This is a genomic window from Acinetobacter sp. SW-226 (assembly GCF_055632855.1).
On the sequence record NZ_CM145752.1, the window covers coordinates 1 to 20903 of the forward strand.

Below are 20903 nucleotides of genomic sequence, written 5' to 3' on the forward strand. Positions count from 1 at the left end.
AAAGATCATTAAGAGATTATGAAGAACAACTTGTGTGGATTTTTACTGATTGATCGATCGAAAATATTTCATTGATTGATGGTAGAAATTACTCGAAGTTTATTTGAGCGAATTTTTAGTCAGAAAATTGATGAGCCAGAATTGTGACCTTAAGTCACTAAATGATTTTAACTGAAGAGTTTGATCATGGCTCAGATTGAACGCTGGCGGCAGGCTTAACACATGCAAGTCGAGCGGGGGGAGGTAGCTTGCTACCTAACCTAGCGGCGGACGGGTGAGTAATGCTTAGGAATCTGCCTATTAGTGGGGGACAACATTTCGAAAGGGATGCTAATACCGCATACGCCCTAAGGGGGAAAGCAGGGGATCTTCGGACCTTGCGCTAATAGATGAGCCTAAGTCGGATTAGCTAGTTGGTGGGGTAAAGGCCTACCAAGGCGACGATCTGTAGCGGGTCTGAGAGGATGATCCGCCACACTGGGACTGAGACACGGCCCAGACTCCTACGGGAGGCAGCAGTGGGGAATATTGGACAATGGGGGGAACCCTGATCCAGCCATGCCGCGTGTGTGAAGAAGGCCTTTTGGTTGTAAAGCACTTTAAGCGAGGAGGAGGCTACCGAGATTAATACTCTTGGATAGTGGACGTTACTCGCAGAATAAGCACCGGCTAACTCTGTGCCAGCAGCCGCGGTAATACAGAGGGTGCGAGCGTTAATCGGATTTACTGGGCGTAAAGCGTGCGTAGGCGGCTTTTTAAGTCGGATGTGAAATCCCCGAGCTTAACTTGGGAATTGCATTCGATACTGGGAAGCTAGAGTATGGGAGAGGATGGTAGAATTCCAGGTGTAGCGGTGAAATGCGTAGAGATCTGGAGGAATACCGATGGCGAAGGCAGCCATCTGGCCTAATACTGACGCTGAGGTACGAAAGCATGGGGAGCAAACAGGATTAGATACCCTGGTAGTCCATGCCGTAAACGATGTCTACTAGCCGTTGGGGCCTTTGAGGCTTTAGTGGCGCAGCTAACGCGATAAGTAGACCGCCTGGGGAGTACGGTCGCAAGACTAAAACTCAAATGAATTGACGGGGGCCCGCACAAGCGGTGGAGCATGTGGTTTAATTCGATGCAACGCGAAGAACCTTACCTGGTCTTGACATAGTAAGAACTTTCCAGAGATGGATTGGTGCCTTCGGGAACTTACATACAGGTGCTGCATGGCTGTCGTCAGCTCGTGTCGTGAGATGTTGGGTTAAGTCCCGCAACGAGCGCAACCCTTTTCCTTATTTGCCAGCACTTCGGGTGGGAACTTTAAGGATACTGCCAGTGACAAACTGGAGGAAGGCGGGGACGACGTCAAGTCATCATGGCCCTTACGACCAGGGCTACACACGTGCTACAATGGTCGGTACAAAGGGTTGCTACCTAGCGATAGGATGCTAATCTCAAAAAGCCGATCGTAGTCCGGATTGGAGTCTGCAACTCGACTCCATGAAGTCGGAATCGCTAGTAATCGCGGATCAGAATGCCGCGGTGAATACGTTCCCGGGCCTTGTACACACCGCCCGTCACACCATGGGAGTTTGTTGCACCAGAAGTAGGTAGTCTAACCGCAAGGAGGACGCTTACCACGGTGTGGCCGATGACTGGGGTGAAGTCGTAACAAGGTAGCCGTAGGGGAACCTGCGGCTGGATCACCTCCTTAACGAAAGATTGACGATTGGTAAGAATCCACAACAAGTTGTTCTTCATGACGATGTATCTGAGGGTCTGTAGCTCAGTTGGTTAGAGCACACGCTTGATAAGCGTGGGGTCACAAGTTCAAGTCTTGTCAGACCCACCAAATCTGACTAACAAGCATTGTTAAATGCTGAATACAGAAAAACAGAGACATTGACTTATTGATAAGCTGGGGACTTAGCTTAGTTGGTAGAGCGCCTGCTTTGCACGCAGGAGGTCAGGAGTTCGACTCTCCTAGTCTCCACCATAGATTATAGAAATTAGTAAGTTAAAGCTTATTAACTTCTGTGATTTATCGCAGTTTCCTGACCTGACGAAGGCTGGAAAAATCATTAACAGAATATATTTGAGTTGAAATAATTTGTTCATACTCGTTTTTAAGATCGACATTAACAGTGATTTATTACTGGATGGTGAAGATTGAAGAAATGAGTTACTAGCGAAATTAACTGAATCAAGCGTTTTGGTATGTGAATTGAATTGAAGCTGTACGTAGTTAAATCTACAAGGCTCCAACTGTAGCGATTAAGTTCGCGACGCAATATCCTACTTGTAGGGATTAGCGACTGTTTGGGGTTGTATAGTCAAGTAATTAAGTGCATGTGGTGGATGCCTTGGCAGTCAGAGGCGAAGAAAGACGTAATAGCCTGCGATAAGCTCCGGGGAGGCGGCAAATATCCTGTGATCCGGAGATTTCTGAATGGGGAAACCCACCTGTCATAAGGCAGGTATCGTATGATGAATACATAGTCATACGAGGCGAACGAGGGGAAGTGAAACATCTCAGTACCCTTAGGAAAAGAAATCAATTGAGATTCCCTCAGTAGCGGCGAGCGAACGGGGAAAAGCCCATTAAGTCATATAAGTTTTAGTGGAATGCTCTGGGAAGTGCAACCATAGTGGGTGATAGTCCTGTACACGAAAGGGCTTATATGATGATGTCGAGTAGGGCGGGGCACGTGAAACCTTGTCTGAATATGGGGGGACCATCCTCCAAGGCTAAATACTCCTGACTGACCGATAGTGAACCAGTACCGTGAGGGAAAGGCGAAAAGAACCCCTGTGAGGGGAGTGAAATAGATCCTGAAACCGCATGCATACAAGCAGTGGGAGCCGACATGTTCGGTGACTGCGTACCTTTTGTATAATGGGTCAGCGACTTACATTCAGTAGCGAGGTTAACCGCATAGGGGAGCCGTAGAGAAATCGAGTCTTAATAGGGCGTTTAGTTGCTGGGTGTAGACCCGAAACCGGGTGATCTATCCATGAGCAGGTTGAAGGTTGGGTAACACTAACTGGAGGACCGAACCCACTGTCGTTGAAAAGCCAGGGGATGACTTGTGGATAGGGGTGAAAGGCTAATCAAACTCGGTGATAGCTGGTTCTCCCCGAAAGCTATTTAGGTAGCGCCTCGGACGAATACCATTGGGGGTAGAGCACTGTTTCGGCTAGGGGGTCATCCCGACTTACCAAACCGATGCAAACTCCGAATACCAATGAGTACTATCCGGGAGACAGACTGCGGGTGCTAACGTCCGTAGTCAAGAGGAAAACAATCCAGACCGCCAGCTAAGGCCCCAAAATTATAGTTAAGTGGGAAACGATGTGGGAAGGCATAGACAGCTAGGAGGTTGGCTTAGAAGCAGCCACCCTTTAAAGAAAGCGTAATAGCTCACTAGTCGAGTCGGCCTGCGCGGAAGATGTAACGGGGCTAAAACTATATGCCGAAGCTGCGGATTTGCAATTTATTGCAAGTGGTAGGGGAGCGTTCTGTAAGCCGATGAAGGTGTATTGAGAAGTATGCTGGAGGTATCAGAAGTGCGAATGCTGACGTGAGTAACGACAAAACGGGTGAAAAACCCGTTCGCTGAAAGACCAAGGGTTCCAGTCCAACGTTAATCGGGGCTGGGTGAGTCGACCCCTAAGGCGAGGCCGAGAGGCGTAGTCGATGGGAAATTGGTTAATATTCCAATACTTCTATGTAATGCGATGAGAGGACGGAGAAGGTTAAGTCAGCCTGGCGTTGGTTGTCCAGGTGGAAGGTTGTAGGCATGTATCTTAGGCAAATCCGGGGTACTCTATGCTGAGAACTGATAGCAAGCTGTACTTGTACAGTGAAGTGGCTGATACCATGCTTCCAGGAAAAGTCTCTAAGCTTCAGTTACATAGGAATCGTACCCGAAACCGACACAGGTGGTCAGGTCGAGTAGACCAAAGCGCTTGAGAGAACTCTGCTGAAGGAACTAGGCAAAATGGTACCGTAACTTCGGGAGAAGGTACGCTGCCGACGGTGATAGGATTTACTCCTTGAGCTATTGGCAGCCACAGAAACCAGGCCCCTGCAACTGTTTATTAAAAACATAGCACTCTGCAAACACGAAAGTGGACGTATAGGGTGTGATGCCTGCCCGGTGCTGGAAGGTTAATTGATGGGGTTAGCGTAAGCGAAGCTCTTGATCGAAGCCCCAGTAAACGGCGGCCGTAACTATAACGGTCCTAAGGTAGCGAAATTCCTTGTCGGGTAAGTTCCGACCTGCACGAATGGCATAATGATGGGGGCGCTGTCTCCAGCAGAGGCTCAGTGAAATCGAATTCGCCGTGAAGATGCGGTGTACCCGCGGCTAGACGGAAAGACCCCGTGAACCTTTACTGCAGCTTGACATTGAACTTTGATCTTACTTGTGTAGGATAGGTGGGAGGCTTTGAAACCGAGACGCTAGTTTCGGTGGAGCCAATCTTGAAATACCACCCTGGTAATATTGAGGTTCTAACTCTGTCCCGTAATCCGGGACGAGGACCATGTCTGGTGGGTAGTTTGACTGGGGCGGTCTCCTCCTAAAGAGTAACGGAGGAGTACGAAGGTGCGCTCAGCGTGGTCGGAAATCACGCGTAGAGTATAAAGGCAAAAGCGCGCTTAACTGCGAGACCCACAAGTCGAGCAGGTACGAAAGTAGGTCTTAGTGATCCGGTGGTTCTGTATGGAAGGGCCATCGCTCAACGGATAAAAGGTACTCTGGGGATAACAGGCTGATACCGCCCAAGAGTTCATATCGACGGCGGTGTTTGGCACCTCGATGTCGGCTCATCTCATCCTGGGGCTGAAGCAGGTCCCAAGGGTATGGCTGTTCGCCATTTAAAGAGGTACGCGAGCTGGGTTTAGAACGTCGTGAGACAGTTCGGTCCCTATCTACCGTGGGCGTTGGAAATTTGAGAGGATCTGCTCCTAGTACGAGAGGACCAGAGTGGACGAACCTCTGGTGTACCGGTTGTGACGCCAGTCGCATCGCCGGGTAGCTATGTTCGGAAGGGATAACCGCTGAAAGCATCTAAGCGGGAAGCCTACCTCAAGATAAGATTTCCCTAGGACTTTATGTCCTCTAAAGAGCCGTTGAAGACTACGACGTTGATAGGTTGGATGTGGAAGCATAGTGATATGTGAAGCTGACCAATACTAATTGCTCGTGAGGCTTGACTATACAACACCCAAACAGTTGGTGTTGTGGTTCAAATCACTGCAAATACCTTGATTTAGTTATAAAGCTAAGTACAATGTGCAAATTAAATTAACTCAGATGTTCTGTTAATAACTCATTTGATGAAAGTTAGGCATACACAATGTGTAAATAAGACCAAACGAATAGTCATAAACAGTTGTGCTGGCGACAATAGCAAGAGTGAACCACCTGATCCCTTCCCGAACTCAGAAGTGAAACCTCTTAGCGCTGATGGTAGTGTGGCGTTTGCCATGTGAGAGTAAGTCATCGCCAGCTCATTATTCAAAAGCCCCCTAACTTAATTGTTAGGGGGCTTTTTTTATTATGCGGTTAGCGAAATATAGAGGAAAGAAGAGAATGAGAGCGGAGAATATGCGCTAAATTATACAAAAATACATTTATATAAATTAAAATTATGTGAAATATCTACCATTTATCAAAGAATTTGAAAAAGTGCAAATCGTTTTACCGCATTTTTATACAACTTTAGTCTAGTTTTTCCAAAAAGTGCAGTTTTGATTGCTTTATTTATAGACAAAAAATGAATAATGATTCATTTTATATAAAAGTGAACAATGATTCACTTTTTATAATAAAGCTCACAATTGGAGGTGAGGAAAAAATGACAGCGACAACAATGAATGTAAATGCTGTAATCGATCAGGCGAAGTTTAAACCCTTTCATCTAACGGTTGTTTTATGGTGTTTATTTGTCGTCTTATTTGACGGTTATGATTTAGCCATTAATGGCGTTGCTTTACCGCTCTTAATGAAAGAGTGGGGAATGACGGCAGTACAGGCTGGTATGCTGGCCAGTACTGCTTTAGCAGGTATGATGTTTGGCGCAATGCTATTTGGGATGTTGGCGGATAAAATTGGCCGAAAAAAAGTTATTATTATCTGTGTCACCTTGTTTAGCGGTTTCACGTTTGCAGGTGGTTTTGCATCAACACCTACTGAGTTTGGTATTTTACGTTTTATTGCTGGTCTTGGGATTGGCGGGGTTTTACCTAATTTGGTTGCGCTGACTTCGGAATATGCTCCACAAAAATTTCGCAGCACTTTGGTGACAGCCATGTTTAGTGGTTATGCCATGGGTGGCATTATGGCGGCATTGTTAGGTGCAGCATTCACCCCGACGTTTGGCTGGAAAATTATGTTCTTCATTGCAGGTATTCCATTACTTTTTATCCCAATTTTATGGAAATTCTTACCTGAATCAGTCACTTTTTTGGTGAAAGCTCAACAAACTGAAAAAGCACGTAATATTATTCAACGTTTGGTTCCTGACGAGACGGTGTCGCCAAATACTGTTTTAATCTTGAATGAAGCAAAAGTGCCAGATGCGTCTGTCGCTGCCTTGTTTAAGAATGGCCGTGCTAGAGGCACTATCTTATTTTGGTGCTGCTTTTTCATGTGCTTATTGATGGTGTATGCCTTAGGCAGTTGGTTACCAAAACTAATGATGGCTGCGGGTTATTCGATGGGGAGTAGTTTGATGTTTTTACTTTCTTTGAATATTGGTGCGGTGATTGGAACAGCAGGAGGGGGTATTCTTGCAGACCGTTTCCACTTGAAACCTGTCATTATCAGTATGTTGATTGTTGGCGCAGTCGCGCTTGTTGGTTTAGGTTTTAATTCACCCCAGCCTGTGATTTATCTATTGGTTGCTCTTGCAGGAGCTGCGTCGATAGGCTGTAGTATTTTATTATACAGTTATGTAGCGCAGTATTATCCGCTGGCTGTTCGTTCAACAGGTTTAGGTTGGGCATCTGGCATTGGGCGTGTTGGTGCGATTGTCGGACCAATTGTCATTGGGGTGCTGCTGGGAATGGAGCTACCGCATAAAATGAACTTTATTGCAGTTGCTATTCCAGCAATTATTGCTGCAATTGCCGTCTCTTTCATTCGTCTGAATAACGCTGAAGAAACTGTAACGTCTCAAGTGAAAGTTTCAAGCTCAGTCAAGGCACCGTCTTGATGATATGAATGAAATAAAAGGCTCTCAAACAGAGGGCCTTTTATTTTTGAACAACAACGTAATGCGAGTGATGTGCTCAATTTGCATGGCCAATGTTATGCTCATAGATGCTTAAAATAAGCAGGATAAGAAGAATGACTAAAGTGCATCAGCAACTCGACCCTCAACAAGCCAATAATCTATTCAAAATTTTGAAACAACGCTTTCAGACACATATGGAACGTCATGAGCATATCCGCTGGGCAGATATCCATGAACAACTTTTAGGGCAGCCAGATAAGTTATGGTCATTACATCACATGGAGCTTAGTGGTGGTGAGCCAGATGTGGCTGTATTGCCGAATACTCAAGCATTGTATTTCTTTGACTGTGCACTTGAATCGCCAAAAGGGCGGCGGAGTATGTGCTATGACCAGGAGGCTTTACTCACGCGTAAAGATCATCCTCCTGAAAATACGGTGATGGATTGGGTTAAAGAACATGCTGTGATGCTTATGACTGAATCTCAGTATTATGCTTTACAGCAATTGTTCAGTTTTGATTTGAAAACATCCAGTTGGGTCGAAACACCAAATGAACTACGCCAACAGGGTGGAGCGATTTTCTGTGATCGACGTTATGGGCGGACATTTAGCTATCACAATGGTGCTGCCTCATACTATGCAAGCCGAGGCTTTCGAACCTATATTAAACTTTAATAGATCTCTTGCGAAAGTAAGAAGTGGTTTATACTGAACAGATGAGATATGAAAATTTAACACGATTTAATGATAAGGAATTCAAACGATTAGTTGGAGTTCCACGTCCTTTATTTGTCCAAATGGTTACTATTCTGCAAGAAGCAGAAAGAGCAAAGAAAAAATCTGGTCGTCCACACACATTAACGATTGAAGACCAATTATTATTAACTTTTAATCACTTACGCTCATATAGCACTCAAATTGAGTTAGCAGCAGCTTATGATATTGCAGAAAGTAATGTAAACCGAACGATTCATAAAGTCGAAACGGCACTCATGCGATCACGTCAATTTTCACTACCTAAAAGAGATCCCAAAATAAAAGAGCTTGATTTCGTGATTGTAGATGTGACTGAATCACAGATAGAGCGTCCTAAAAAAACAAGTAAATTACTATAGCGGTAAAAAGAAAAAACATACGCTTAAAACACAAGTTATTTTTAGTCCAAACCTGAATCAAATCATCAGTATTCAAGTTGCTACTGGACGCAGACATGATTTAACGATAGCAAGAAAATATGCTAAAGAGTTTGTAAATTTTAAGTGTATTATGGCTGATTTAGCCTATAAGGGCTTTAAAGAAATAAAGAGTAAGCTGCTAATAGCCATAAAGAAACCTAAAAATATGGAGTTATCGAAAGAAGCGAAAAGCATCAATAGAGAGATCAATCGTCGTAGAATAACAATTGAGCATATCAATTCAAAACTTAAAGTTTTCCGTATTCTTAGTGAACGTTATCGAAATCGAAGGAAACGATTTGGTTTAAGGATGAATTTAATTGCTGGACTGATCAACTGGATGATTCAAAATTAACTTTCGCAAGAGACATAATATATATAGGTAAATAAAAAGAAACCCCGACATCCTGTCGAGGTTTCTTTGTATTTCAGTGCTTAGATACAACTCCTGTCATATCTCACATCCTGATGCTCAAACTGATTATTGTTGTTTTTCGTTTGGGAAACGTCCTGTCTCCTGATGTTTTAAATATACGTGATGAGCGATGTGTGTCATAGCGGGTTTAACGACGATGCATGTAAGCCTAAACTGACAAAAATGATTTTTTCATAAAATAGGAATATTCTTCATGTAAATAAATAGGCTTTTGGAGCGATTTAACTTGGGATCATAGAAGATCTACTGATGTTGGAGAGCTTCTATTTTAAGCAATTTTAATTTTATTCAGAATGAAATGGACTGCTCAATATCTGTTCGATACTAAAGAAATGAGGATATGGATAATGTAGGTGAGATAAGGGGAGGACAATGGTTTATAGTTTTAACACATAGGTCACATGATCATGGGTTTATCTTCTTCTCTGATAATATTTGAATAAAAACGTGAAAAATATATTTTTCAAATATGGCGTAATAGAGATAATTAGAATATATGAGATGTGCTCATTGCTACTTTGGCTTTTGTGATTCCTCTAAATAGTTTAGCTAATAAATAACGGAAACAAATCATTCTAAAAAGTTTGTTAATTCATAACCAAAACAGTACAATAAATAAGCTGATAAATTGAACGGTTGAATCAGTACATATTATAAAAATGGAATATTTGAAGCAGAAATTACAGAATATTTTTATAAAAGTGAGTATTGTTGAACCATATAAAAGGGAAGTTTAATCGACACACTTTAACCAAGGTCTTGTGAAAACTTCTCTGTTTGTCATTTAGAACCGGGTACCCAAAAGGTCGAAGCTAAATCAAACACTCAAGATTAATATTGTATGGCACTTTTTACTTGCGAGATAAGCAAATAAAAAGCAGTTAAAAAGTGTCTAGGTTTAGGTGTTTTATGTCAGGAACTCGTGAAAACTGGACATCACGATCTGGTTTTATTATTGCAGCTGTAGGTTCGGCTGTAGGCTTAGGTAATATTTGGCGTTTCCCTTATGTTGCTTATGAAAATGGCGGTGGTGCCTTTCTTATCCCCTATTTATTGGCGTTGATTACGGCAGGTTTACCCCTGTTATTTTTAGACTATGCAACAGGGCATCGCAGTACAGGTTCTCCCCCTAAAGCCTATCGGGCTTTGTTTAAAGGCGGTGAAACATTAGGTTGGTGGCAAGTCTGTGTGTGTATCATCATTGGTTTGTACTATGCCAGCGTACTGACGTGGGCGGGAAGCTATGTTTACTTCTCGATTGGTCAGGCTTGGGGCAGCGACCCTGAAAGTTTCTTCTTTAATACCTACTTACAAACGTCGAAAGCAACGGGTTTCGATTTACAGTTTGTGAGTCATTTATTTTGGCCAATCGTGGGAATTTGGGCACTGACCTTAATTATTTTGTTTGGTGGGGTGAAAAAAGGTGTGGAATTATCGAATAAGATTTTCATGCCTCTGTTATTTGTTTTATTCACCATTTTAGTGGTGCAATCGCTTCGTTTACCAGGTGCAGCAGAAGGCTTAAATGCATTCTTTACACCGAACTGGTCGGCGATGATGGACTATAAAGTGTGGTTGGCGGCTTATGGTCATACTTTCTTCTCGCTTTCCGTTGGCTTCGGGATCATGGTGACATATTCCTCTTACTTAAAGCCGAAAACTAACTTAACGGGTTCGGGTCTGATCGTTGGTTTTGCCAATGCTTCAACTGAAATCTTGGCGGGTATTGGTATTTTTGCAGCATTGGGCTTTATGGCACATGCGGCGGGTAAAGAAGTACAAGATGTCGTCAGTGGTGGTATTGGTCTGGCATTTATTGCGTTTCCAAAAATCATTTCAAGCTTGGGTGCAGGTGCTGATTTATTCGGTCTGTTGTTCTTCTCGTCATTGTTTGTCGCAGGTATTTCTTCCATGGTAAGTATCTTGGAAGTACCAATTGCTGCGATGCAGGACAAGCTAAAATGGAGCCGTAAAAAAGCAGTGACCATTATTGGTGGTGGTAGTGCACTGGTATCGGTGATCTTATTCTCAAGTGTGAATGCGATTAAATTGGTAGATATCGTGGATCACTTTATCAATAATATTGGGATTATCGGTGGTGCATTGTTGTCGATTATCAGTGTGGCTTGGTTTAAGCGCTCTGCTTTACGTGAGCTTCGTGATCACGTAAACCGTATTTCGACCATTCAATTGGGTAAAGGCTGGGATTTCACTTTAACAGTTATTACTTCGCTGATCTTATTAATCACGTTGAGCATGACTGTATTTAACTTGGTGAAAAATGGTTACGATACTTATAGCATGAGTCTACAAGGCGTCTTTGGGTGGGGCAGTGTGATTTTCTGTGCTGTCGTTGCAGTCATACTCAGTAAAATGAAAGATCGCTAGGAGAGCATATATGAATACTTCAGCAATCGTGATGATGATTATTTCAATGGTATTTTTATGGGGTGGACTGATTTTGTCTATTCTACATTTAATGAAAAATCCAGAAGAGCTCGATGATGTTCTTGAAGATGTCAAGGATCAACATACGTTGTAAGCTTATTCGCTAGAAGGCTTAGTTTCGAATTAGATTGAGTCTTGTTCCACATCAACGCCCAATGAATTTCATTGGGCGTTGTTTTTTGCGCAAGGCAGAGGATGAGAATCAGGGTTTGCTTTTATGTGCCTTCTGCTTTGGAGGTTGTAAGCGGCTGAAGGGGGGATGTTGAGTTGGATATATCGGTCATTTATATCTGTAGTTCGACCAGCTTTGAATGATGGATAAATTATGAAATGGCGCTGTACAAAATTTATCTCATAAATGTGTAAACACAATAACAACTATGATACAAAATAGTATAGAATTGTGACATAGTTTGTACTTTTGCTGGCTAATTCATATGAAAATTAACAAAAAGAAATTTTCTGCTCTGACGTTTATATTTTTTTTTTCATTAGAAGCACACGCATTTCCGCAGCCTGGAAGCTATATTTCTAACGTTGCGTCTGGGGACTATACTGATGAGATGGGGAATGTCTTATTGGTTAATTCCAATCCTGTGGCATTGGAAGTGCAAAAAACCTATGCACTAACTTTAGTACAAAATCAAAACCAATATGGTGTGATTGGTGGCGTGGTAAACCTTCCACATGTGTTAACCAATACGGGTAACACGACTGATCAATATTCACTTAGCTTGGTGCAAAGTAATAGCGACAATTTTGATTTAAGTAATGTTAAGGTCTATGCAGACCGCGATCAAAATGGTTTACCAGACAATACCGAAGACTTATTGACAGGTTCAATTGAGCTCAATGCGGGTCAATCTTTAGCTATCGTGATAGTGGGCAGTATTCCGACCAGTGTGTCGTTTAATCAGCTCAGTAGTTTAGATCTTAAAGCGGTGAGCCAGCAAAATACGACGCTTTCTGCACAAGTCACAGATACGATTCGCGTAGTCGATGATGCTGTGATTTCATTGATGAAGGCCCAGAGTGCAAGCGAAGGAAATATAGGGGATCAGATTACCTATACCTTGACCTATCGAAATACAGGGACAGCAACACGTCGTGTGGTATTACAAGATGTATTGGATGATTCTTTAGAGTATGTCGCAGGCTCAGCAATCTGGAACCAAAATACCACGGCATTAACCGATGCTAATGATACAGAAGCATCGGCCAATACAGGGATTGCTTATCAGCTCAAAGCGGATGGAAAGAGTCTCGAAGCGAATATTGTAGCGGTTGCACCACTCACATCAGGCACACTCAGTTTTAAAGCCAAAGTCAAACAAGGTGCTGCCAATAAAATTCCAAACACAGCAGGTTTTGTGCAATATGACACGGATAACACCACTGTAAAACTAAGCAGTTTTTCCAATACCGTGATTTATAACTTGGCGGCTGTCTATGGTGTGGTTTTAAATAATAAATCCAGTTCAGCAACGAACTCAGGCAACCCGAATAGCAGTCCAGATAACTTGGTGATCCAAGCGAGTTTAAAACCCGGCCAAGAAGTTTTCTTTAACAACTATGTTTGGAACGTTGGGAATACGACAGATACTTATAATTTAAGCTATAGCTCAAGTAATTTGCCTAGCTGTGCCAAAGTTAATTTTTACACACAGGATGGAAAAACCTTACTCACAGATACCAATGGCGACGGTAAAGTGGATACGGGTTCAATTTCCAATGCAGCAGTGAAACAAATTCAGCTTGGGGTGTCTGCTTCTACGGGTTGTACCAGCAGTGTCAGTGATATCAATATTGATGTGGTTGCGACATCCATTGCTTCGAGTTCCGCCTCTGACCCAATTCGAAACCAAATTACAAGCTTAACAGCAGCATCCAGCAGTAGTGACTTATACAACGCCGATCAGTCGGGATTAGGTGTGGGTGTTGTGGATAATGCAGGCCAACCTTTGCGGACCGTTAAAGTGGTTTCCGGGAAAGCCGTTTTTCCTTTGGTGGCAAAGAATAATTCAACTCAAGCCAATAACTATAATGTGTATGCTTCATTTAGCGTGATTGATGTAGCCAATATCATGCCGACCAGCAAAACGGGTTTTAGCGTCAAATTTTATGAGGGAGATGCCAGCTGTCAAACGGTGGGTAAGCAGATTACCAATACAGGTACTTTAGCTGCGGGTGCGAGCAAGAGCTATTGTGCGGTGGTTGATGTTGATGCAAGCCAACAGAATTTTACAGCACCAATTTGGTTTGCGATTCAATCGCCTGTCAATCAACAAGCGGACTCCATTAAGAACCAAATTGAAAGTAATGTGGCACGCTTACTCACGTTAACCAATGATCAGCAAGGTCAGGTAAGTGTGGGCGGCACAATTGTCTATGCGCATACTTTAAAGAATTTGGGCAATATGGCAGAAGGTGCAAACGCAGGTTCTCAAGTGAATTTGAAAGTGGTTCCACTGAAAAATGATGGCTTTGTTTATACCCTTTATTATGATGCGAATAAAAATGGGCAGATTGATAGTGCAGACCAAATTATAAGCGCAACAACCAGTTTAAATCAGCTTTTGGGCAGTGCGGGTTTAGTGGCTCAGGCTGATATTCAGTTATTACTCAAAGTTCAAGCAGCGCCTTCTGCAACGGAAGGGGTCGTGAGTCAGGCTGATATTTTAGTCGAGATTTCTGACTTTAATGGCATTCATTTAGAGAACTTAAAAAATACTGACGTAACCACGGTTGCAACAGGGCATCTGCAACTACTGAAAACACAAGCTGTGAATAGTAGCTGTACAACCAGTAATTTAGCATCTTTGAGTTATTCCACTCAGTTGGTTTCGGTTAAGCCGAATCAGTGTGTAGTGTATAAGCTAACGCTGAAAAATGATGGTAGTTCCGTGGTGAAAAATGTGCAATTTAATGATGTTGTCCCAGCCTATACCAGCCTAGTAGGCACGCCAGTCATTGTTCCGACTGGAACAAATTTATCTTCAGGTGACAAAGTTTCCGCTTTGGTGAGTAGTTTAGATCCAAATCAAGAAGCCAATTTCTACTTTGTTATTCGTGTTAACCCTTAAGCGTAGGTTCGGAAAATGTTTGCAGAAAAGAAAATGATTCGAAATTTGCGTATGGCGATGTTGGGCTTATTGGGGGCAACTGCGTCGACGTGGGTTTTAGCTGATGCTTTGGTCATCAGTAACATGGCGGTGGGTGAATACAAAGAAGAAGGCTCTACCGTAGTTCAAGTGGCACGTTCCAACTTGGTTCAAACGACGGTGATTCCAGTTTATAACCTCAGTTTAAAGGATAACCGCACGGAATATGTACGTCCGGGTCAGGCGGTTTATTATCACCATATTTTAACCAATACAGGCAATGAACGCGATCTTTATAATTTGTTGGGAAGTCAAGTTACAGGTGGCAGTTTTACCCATAACAATATTGAAATTTATTTGGATGCAGATCGCAATGGTGTCCCAGATAATACGACACCAATTACCCAATATAGCTTAAATGCTGGCGAAGCGGTTGCCCTGATTATTAAAGCAATCATCCCTTCAACAGCAGCCGTAAATAGCACCAGTCAGATTCAACTCGTAGCGACGTCTACACAACAGCCGAGCTTGACTCAAAATAATATTGATACATCTCGTATCACCGATCAGGCGGTTTTAAGCTTAACCAAGAGTTTTGATAAAACAAGTGTTGTAAATGGTGATATTGCAACGGTTCGTTTAACCTATTTTAATAACGGCAATAACAGTGGTGTAGTCAATATCAGCGACCTGTTGGATACGACGCAATTGACCTATGTCACGGGTAATGAAAACTGGAATGGACAAGCACTGAATTCTGCGACAGGGACAAATGATCCGACAGGCATCAATTATTATCTTGATACGGATGGTAAAACGATTCGCGCACAGATCACCAATGTACCTGCCAATGCGCAAGGTTATATTGAGTTCCGTGTTCGCGTGGCGCGTACAGCGCCGGGTGAAATTCCAAACTTGGCCAATATGGACTATGACCATGACGGTCTTTCCACAACAGCAAATTTAAACACACAGTCGAACACCGCCGTATTAACCATTAAGCCTACTTATGGGGTGGTGATCAATGCTGATGCAAATAGTGTTAGTGGCGCAGATACACTAACTAAATCAGCGGTGAGTAGTGGTGGAACAGTTGTCTTTGAAAACTATGTCTGGAATACAGGAACGGTGGCCGATCGGTTCAATTTAAGTTTTAACAGCCATAATTTACCTGCAGGCAGTGTGTTGGAACTCTATCGTGCAGATGGGGTTACGCCACTATTTGATAGTAACAATGACGGCATTGTTGATACGGGGTCACTCGATGCGGGCGCGAAGCTTCCGATTATTGTAAAACTTACATTCCCCGCGGATTTTGTGGATACAGCCAACACGACCTATAGCATTGTACCTAAAGCACAATCAATTGCGGACAGTAGTAAAACAGATACAGTACAAGATCAGACATCGTTGATTCAAAGTACAGCTTCTCGTCTGGTGGACTTGATGAATAGTCCAGAAACCAGCGCAAATGGTACAGGAAATGGCAATGTGTCGAATGGAGGTTCGCCGTGGAAAACCTTAGCTGCGGTAAACAATCAAACGGTGGTGTTTCCACTCACGGTACGTCATACAGGTCAAGCGACCACATATAACTTTAGCGCTGATGCAGACAATAATTTTGCAACTGTGGCACTGCCAAGCGATGTCAGCTCGGTACGCTATTTTGCTACATCGACTACAGACTGTTCGGTACTTGGGGCAGAAATTGCTTCAACGCGTTTGCTCAATAACGGCGAGTCACAGTTGTATTGTGCCGTGGTTGAAATTCGGGCAGATGCCAAAACGACAACACAACCGATTCCCATTTATTTTAAAGTGGCCTCTTCTAGTTTGCCGACCTCAGCGCCAAGTAATGGTTATGACGTGATTCAAAACGCCATTACGATTAACTCAAATGCGAGTCAAGGGGGTGTGAGTTTAGAACCTGATTTGCGAGGGCAAATTGCACCGGGGGGCAGTATTGTTTATACCCACACCTTAAAACCGTGGGGAACGTCTGTGCTATCTACAACAGATACTTTAAGCATAGTGAATGATCGAACTGGTTTTACAACAACACTTTATTATGATGCCAATAATGATGGGCAGTTAGACGCGTCTGACCCGATTATTCAAAACTTATCTATTGTGAATGCTTCTATTCTTAGCAGCAAAGCACAGATTCGTATTTTTAATAAAGTTGAGAATACCGCATATAACACGGTCGGAGTGGTAAATACCTCTGTGATTAGCCTAAAAAATAGTGCAGGTACGTTATTAGACACAGCAACAGATATTACCACCATCACCAGTGCGCCTGTGCGTCTAACTAAATTACAAGCCAAGGATAATAATTGTGATGGTGTAGCGGATACGGCGTATACCTCAAATGTGTTACCGATCACGCGTAATTCAGATGGTTCTGGGCAATGTGTTTTGTACCAATTGACAGTGAAAAACTTGGGGGCTTCGGCCATTGGGCGATTTAATTTTTATGATTACACCCCTGAAGCGATGGTGATGAGTAAAGCACCAACTTGTACAAGTTGTGAGTCTGGTTCGCTCAGCGCGCCTACACTTGGACAGTCGGGTGCAATTAAGGGTTCAGTTGCGGCAATAAAAAGCAATGAAAGTCATAGCTTAGAGTTTGGGGTGAAATATGTGGGGAACTAAGTCAATGAAGCGCATTATTGCATTCTCAGCGAGCCTAGGTCTTGGTTTGATGTTAAATTCGGCAGTAATTGCTGCAGTACCTACGTTAGAAATTGTTGGGGCTAGTGGAAATACTACTGCAACAGGACCAAGTACGGCTTCGCAAACCAATACTTATTTATTCAATCCAGATAACCCGACTGCGAATACTTTTAGTCAAAGTTATTTTCCGAAGACTACTGTTACATATACATTAGAAAATCAACAATATACAAACGGATTGGTATTTGGAGGATCTGGTTCATCGACAATTTTTATTCCATTAAATGGTCAGGGTAGTCCTGCCAGTTCCGATTTCACCTCGAGCCGCCTAAATCCAAGTATGGGAACAGGTATTGATGCCAGTTTAAATTATGGTACACGAGTATTGCTTCAATCCCAATTACTGGGAAATTCCTCTTGGAATACAACCAGTCAATATGGGGGGTTAGGATATTATTTTGGTGATGTTGTCGTAACTTTTAATCGTCCTGTAAAGAATCCTGTGATTAATTTATCTGGTATGGGAGGAACCTTTGGTGGGATTGGTATTTCTGCCAATTTCAAATTGGTTTCGCCACCTACAGGAACTAGTATACGTGTACTATCAGGGCGTAATTTACAAGTCTCTGGCTTTGATATTAAAAATAGTGCAACTAGATATGGAGCAACAACAGGGGGGAATAATAACTCGAGTCATGACCAATCTGGTGCAAATGGTGGTGCCAGTGGTAGTGTGCAAGTTGAGAATGCAAATACAATTACAGCCTTAAGATTTAGTATTTATATTGCATCGGATAGTACATCTTCTTCTAGTGGTTGGGGAAGTAGTGCTGGAGACGCTTTCGTATTTAGTGCTTCAAGTGTTGACTCTATGGTTGGAGATTTGGTCGTTTCAAAAACCAATAACACCACTCAAGTCTATTCAGGCGACTCAACGATCTATACCGTTCGTGTGACCAACACTGGGCCTGATACGTATACAGGAACCTTGCTGAAAGATGTAGTCGGGACAGGCTTAACCGCCACAGCTGTGGCCTGTAGTACAGTTGCCAATAATAAATGTACCACTGCCCCAGCTCTCAGTGGTTTGGGCTCGATTGATACTGGAGCTTTAGCTGCTGGTGAATTCTATGAAATTTTAGTTACTGCACGTGTGGATGCGGCCGCAGGCAGTACAGTTACTAATACAGCGACAGTTGAACTGCCAACACTTGGTTCATCCACTGGTGTTAGTTGTACGACCTTAAATGCAAACGGTATTACCCGTTCATTTAACTCCACCACAGGTGCATGTACAACAGCAGACCAAGATACCGTCCTTGCCTCTGCCGACCTAGAAGTTTCAAAAACATCAGACAAAACTACTTACAATACGGGCGATGTTGTTAAATATACGATTAAAGCTTGGAATAATGGTGCATTGGCAGTTACCGATGCGATATTAACAGATACTGTTCCTGCAAATATTGCGGGTTTAAGTTGGACATGTACCAAGTATGGCACGGCTGTTTGCCCAACAACTGCAAATATGGTCACTTCAGAAAGTAGCAATAGTTTAACTGCGACTGGGTTGAACCTGCCCGCAAATGGGAAAGATGTCAATTATTTAGAGTTCACCATAACAGGATTGGCTTATAAAGCTGGGGCTGTAGCCAATACGGCATCTATTTCAACCACTGTTTTTGACCGAAACTCTGCTAACAACAGTGCAACTGCGAACATGACCATTACGCAGAATACACCCATTACAACTGGAAACTCGCAAAATCAGTGTCTATCTAGTCAGGCTGTCAATCTTGTCTCGAATACCGCATTTACCAGCTATGATGCTGATAACACGTTGACCGCTAAGAGTTATGATCTGAAAACGGCGGGGACTAATCCAAGCATACTGCCAAATACGGTGATGTATGGCACAGGAGCAAATGGTGCTTTACAAGTAAAAGGTCGACTCAGTTGGTCTTATGGTAGCCCGCGTAGTAATACGACAGGTGTAACTATGCGAGTGCTGGTTGATGGCGTTATTTATGCAGTGTTGGTTACCCCAGGTAAAAGTTCAAACACTACGGCAACTTTTAATGCCTTAAATGGAGCACAAGTTGCACAAGCAGAATATGCTTTGACGTCTTACCAAACAGATCCTGGATCAATTAATTTTACCATTACATTGCCGACGACAGTGACAAGTGTAAAAGTCGTGAGCACAGAGTTTCAGAGCTATGCCAGTTCTGGTGTTGCAGGGGATGATATTGGTATTGGTTTAAATGAAGTCAATGCCTGTTTAAAGCCAACGTTTGCGATAAACAAAGTATCTGAAAATGGCACAGATAGCTTCAACTTTGGCTCTTTTACAAATTTGACCAATAGCAATGCTGAAACTATTACCAGTGGTGAGGTGGTGACAACAGTGGTTGGAACGGCACAATCGGTACGCTTAAAGAAAAGTACATCTCCTGTCGAGCAAGGTTCTTTATTGGCTTATGCGACACCGAATACCGCAATTAGTTTTGCTGAATCTGCCTCAACGCTATATTCGCTCAAGACCGTAGAGTGTACGGATACGAATACAGCTGTTTCGGGCAATAGTACAGGTAATTTGGGTAGTTTAAGTGGGTTGACTCAAACGATTCCAGCAGCTAATGTGAAATTTGCGTCCAAGTTTGTTTGTCGTGTGACCAACAGCAAAAATGCTGGCTATGTATTCTCTGGACGAGTGTTTAATGACAATAGCGGAACGACCTCAGATACATCTAAGGCTTATAACGCTGTTGTAGATACAGGTGAAGTGGGCATAGCGGGTAGTGTGGTTGAGTTGCAAGACTGCAGTACCAAAACGGTTCTAGCCTCGACTACAACGAATGCAAATGGCGATTTTAAAATCCAAACATTACAAGATGTCTTTTCTGGACGTAGTAATGTTTGTCTTGTACAACGTAATGTGACAGGTTTTGACTCGGTAAGTTCTGCAAAAGCAAGCACGGTCACAGCGACCGCTGATAGCAGCAATGATCAGTTCACTATTCCTAAAGCGAACAATGTCACCAGTTATGACGGCTTCTTATTTGGGGATGCCGAGTTGCAGTTAGTTCTCACCCAAAATGGACAAAAAACCATTGTGGCGGGAGATGTGGTGGATTATCCACACGAGTTAACTGCTAAGAGTGTGATGAATGTTCAAACGCTAACGGAAACTAAAGAACAACAGCCCGCTAATAATCAGCCTTGGCAGAGTTTGGTTTATGTGGATAGCAACTGTAATGGGCAGTTAGATCAAGGCGAGAGTTTGCTTGCGAGCCGAACGATGAAAGCCAATGAAAAAGTCTGTTTGATTCAGCGTGTGATTTCTCCGACAACTGCTCAAGGAGGAGATCGTTTCATTGCTAGCTTTAAAGTGAACGCAAAAGCCTCTTATGCTGCAGCAACGCTGAAGGAAACGAATAGTGTTAATGATATTACGACGATTGGAACGGCTGGCTTAAACATCAGTAAACTGGTTCGTAAAACGACAGCATGCCCAGCACCGAGTAATGAGACAACGCCATTTACAGTATCGAACCAAGCAGCAAAAGGGGATTATTTAGAATACCAAATCACCTATACCAATAATTCAAATAAAAATTTAGTTGATATTGTTTTAAAGGATAGTGTCCCAATTGGTACAGTCTATGGAACGATGTCTTGTACGGCATCTGGGTGTCAAACTCAGGAAAGTTCAGGGCAGTTAAAATGGACGATTCCAGGTGTGTTAGCACCGAAGCAAAAAGGACAAGTTGGTTTCTGTGTCAGGATTCCAAATTAGTTCATCTGAGCAGTGAAAAGCCCTTTTTCT

General features: G+C 42.9%; 8 protein-coding genes, 2 tRNA genes and 3 rRNA genes. All 13 read left to right on the plus strand.

Annotated elements, in window-relative coordinates:
- The first annotated feature begins 168 nt into the window (after positions 1-168).
- Positions 169-1705 (plus strand): 16S ribosomal RNA (locus ACZ8ZH_RS00005).
- A 61-nt stretch (positions 1706-1766) separates the two neighbouring features.
- A tRNA-Ile gene (locus tag ACZ8ZH_RS00010) sits at positions 1767-1843 on the plus strand.
- A 68-nt stretch (positions 1844-1911) separates the two neighbouring features.
- A tRNA-Ala gene (locus ACZ8ZH_RS00015) sits at positions 1912-1987 on the plus strand.
- Positions 1988-2322: 335 nt separating this feature from the next.
- Positions 2323-5216: ribosomal RNA gene (locus ACZ8ZH_RS00020) — 23S ribosomal RNA — on the plus strand.
- A 179-nt stretch (positions 5217-5395) separates the two neighbouring features.
- A 5S ribosomal RNA gene (gene rrf / locus ACZ8ZH_RS00025) occupies positions 5396-5510 on the plus strand.
- Together the 16S, 23S and 5S rRNA genes with 2 tRNA genes alongside form the textbook arrangement of a ribosomal RNA operon.
- Positions 5511-5856: 346 nt before the next feature.
- A complete protein-coding gene (locus tag ACZ8ZH_RS00030; protein ID WP_086210382.1) occupies positions 5857-7215 on the plus strand; it encodes an MFS transporter in 1359 nt (452 codons plus the stop codon).
- Between the two features lie 134 nt (positions 7216-7349).
- A complete protein-coding gene (locus tag ACZ8ZH_RS00035; RefSeq protein ID WP_086210381.1) occupies positions 7350-7913 on the plus strand; it encodes a DUF4256 domain-containing protein in 564 nt (187 codons plus the stop codon).
- A 41-nt stretch (positions 7914-7954) separates the two neighbouring features.
- A protein-coding gene (locus ACZ8ZH_RS00040; RefSeq protein WP_119065103.1) for an IS5 family transposase occupies positions 7955-8768 on the plus strand; the annotation gives its coding sequence in 2 pieces (ribosomal slippage) (positions 7955-8344 and positions 8346-8768; 813 coding nt in all).
- Positions 8769-9758: 990 nt separating this feature from the next.
- Positions 9759-11237, plus strand: a complete 1479-nt coding sequence (locus ACZ8ZH_RS00045; protein ID WP_086210380.1) for a sodium-dependent transporter — start codon at positions 9759-9761, stop codon at positions 11235-11237.
- Between the two features lie 10 nt (positions 11238-11247).
- Positions 11248-11391: a methionine/alanine import family NSS transporter small subunit gene (locus ACZ8ZH_RS00050; RefSeq protein ID WP_086210379.1), complete on the plus strand. Its 144-nt coding sequence runs from the start codon at positions 11248-11250 to the stop codon at positions 11389-11391.
- A 469-nt stretch (positions 11392-11860) separates the two neighbouring features.
- On the plus strand, positions 11861-14380 hold the full coding sequence (locus tag ACZ8ZH_RS00055; RefSeq protein ID WP_470247797.1) for an isopeptide-forming domain-containing fimbrial protein: 2520 nt from the start codon (positions 11861-11863) through the stop codon (positions 14378-14380).
- 15 nt (positions 14381-14395) lie between these two features.
- Positions 14396-17053, plus strand: coding sequence for a DUF11 domain-containing protein (locus ACZ8ZH_RS00060; protein ID WP_119063357.1), 2658 nt, complete (start codon positions 14396-14398; stop codon positions 17051-17053).
- Positions 17040-20873, plus strand: a complete 3834-nt coding sequence (locus ACZ8ZH_RS00065) for a DUF11 domain-containing protein (RefSeq protein WP_119063356.1) — start codon at positions 17040-17042, stop codon at positions 20871-20873. The genes ACZ8ZH_RS00060 and ACZ8ZH_RS00065 overlap by 14 nt, the downstream gene beginning before the upstream one ends.
- The last annotated feature ends 30 nt before the right edge of the window (positions 20874-20903 follow it).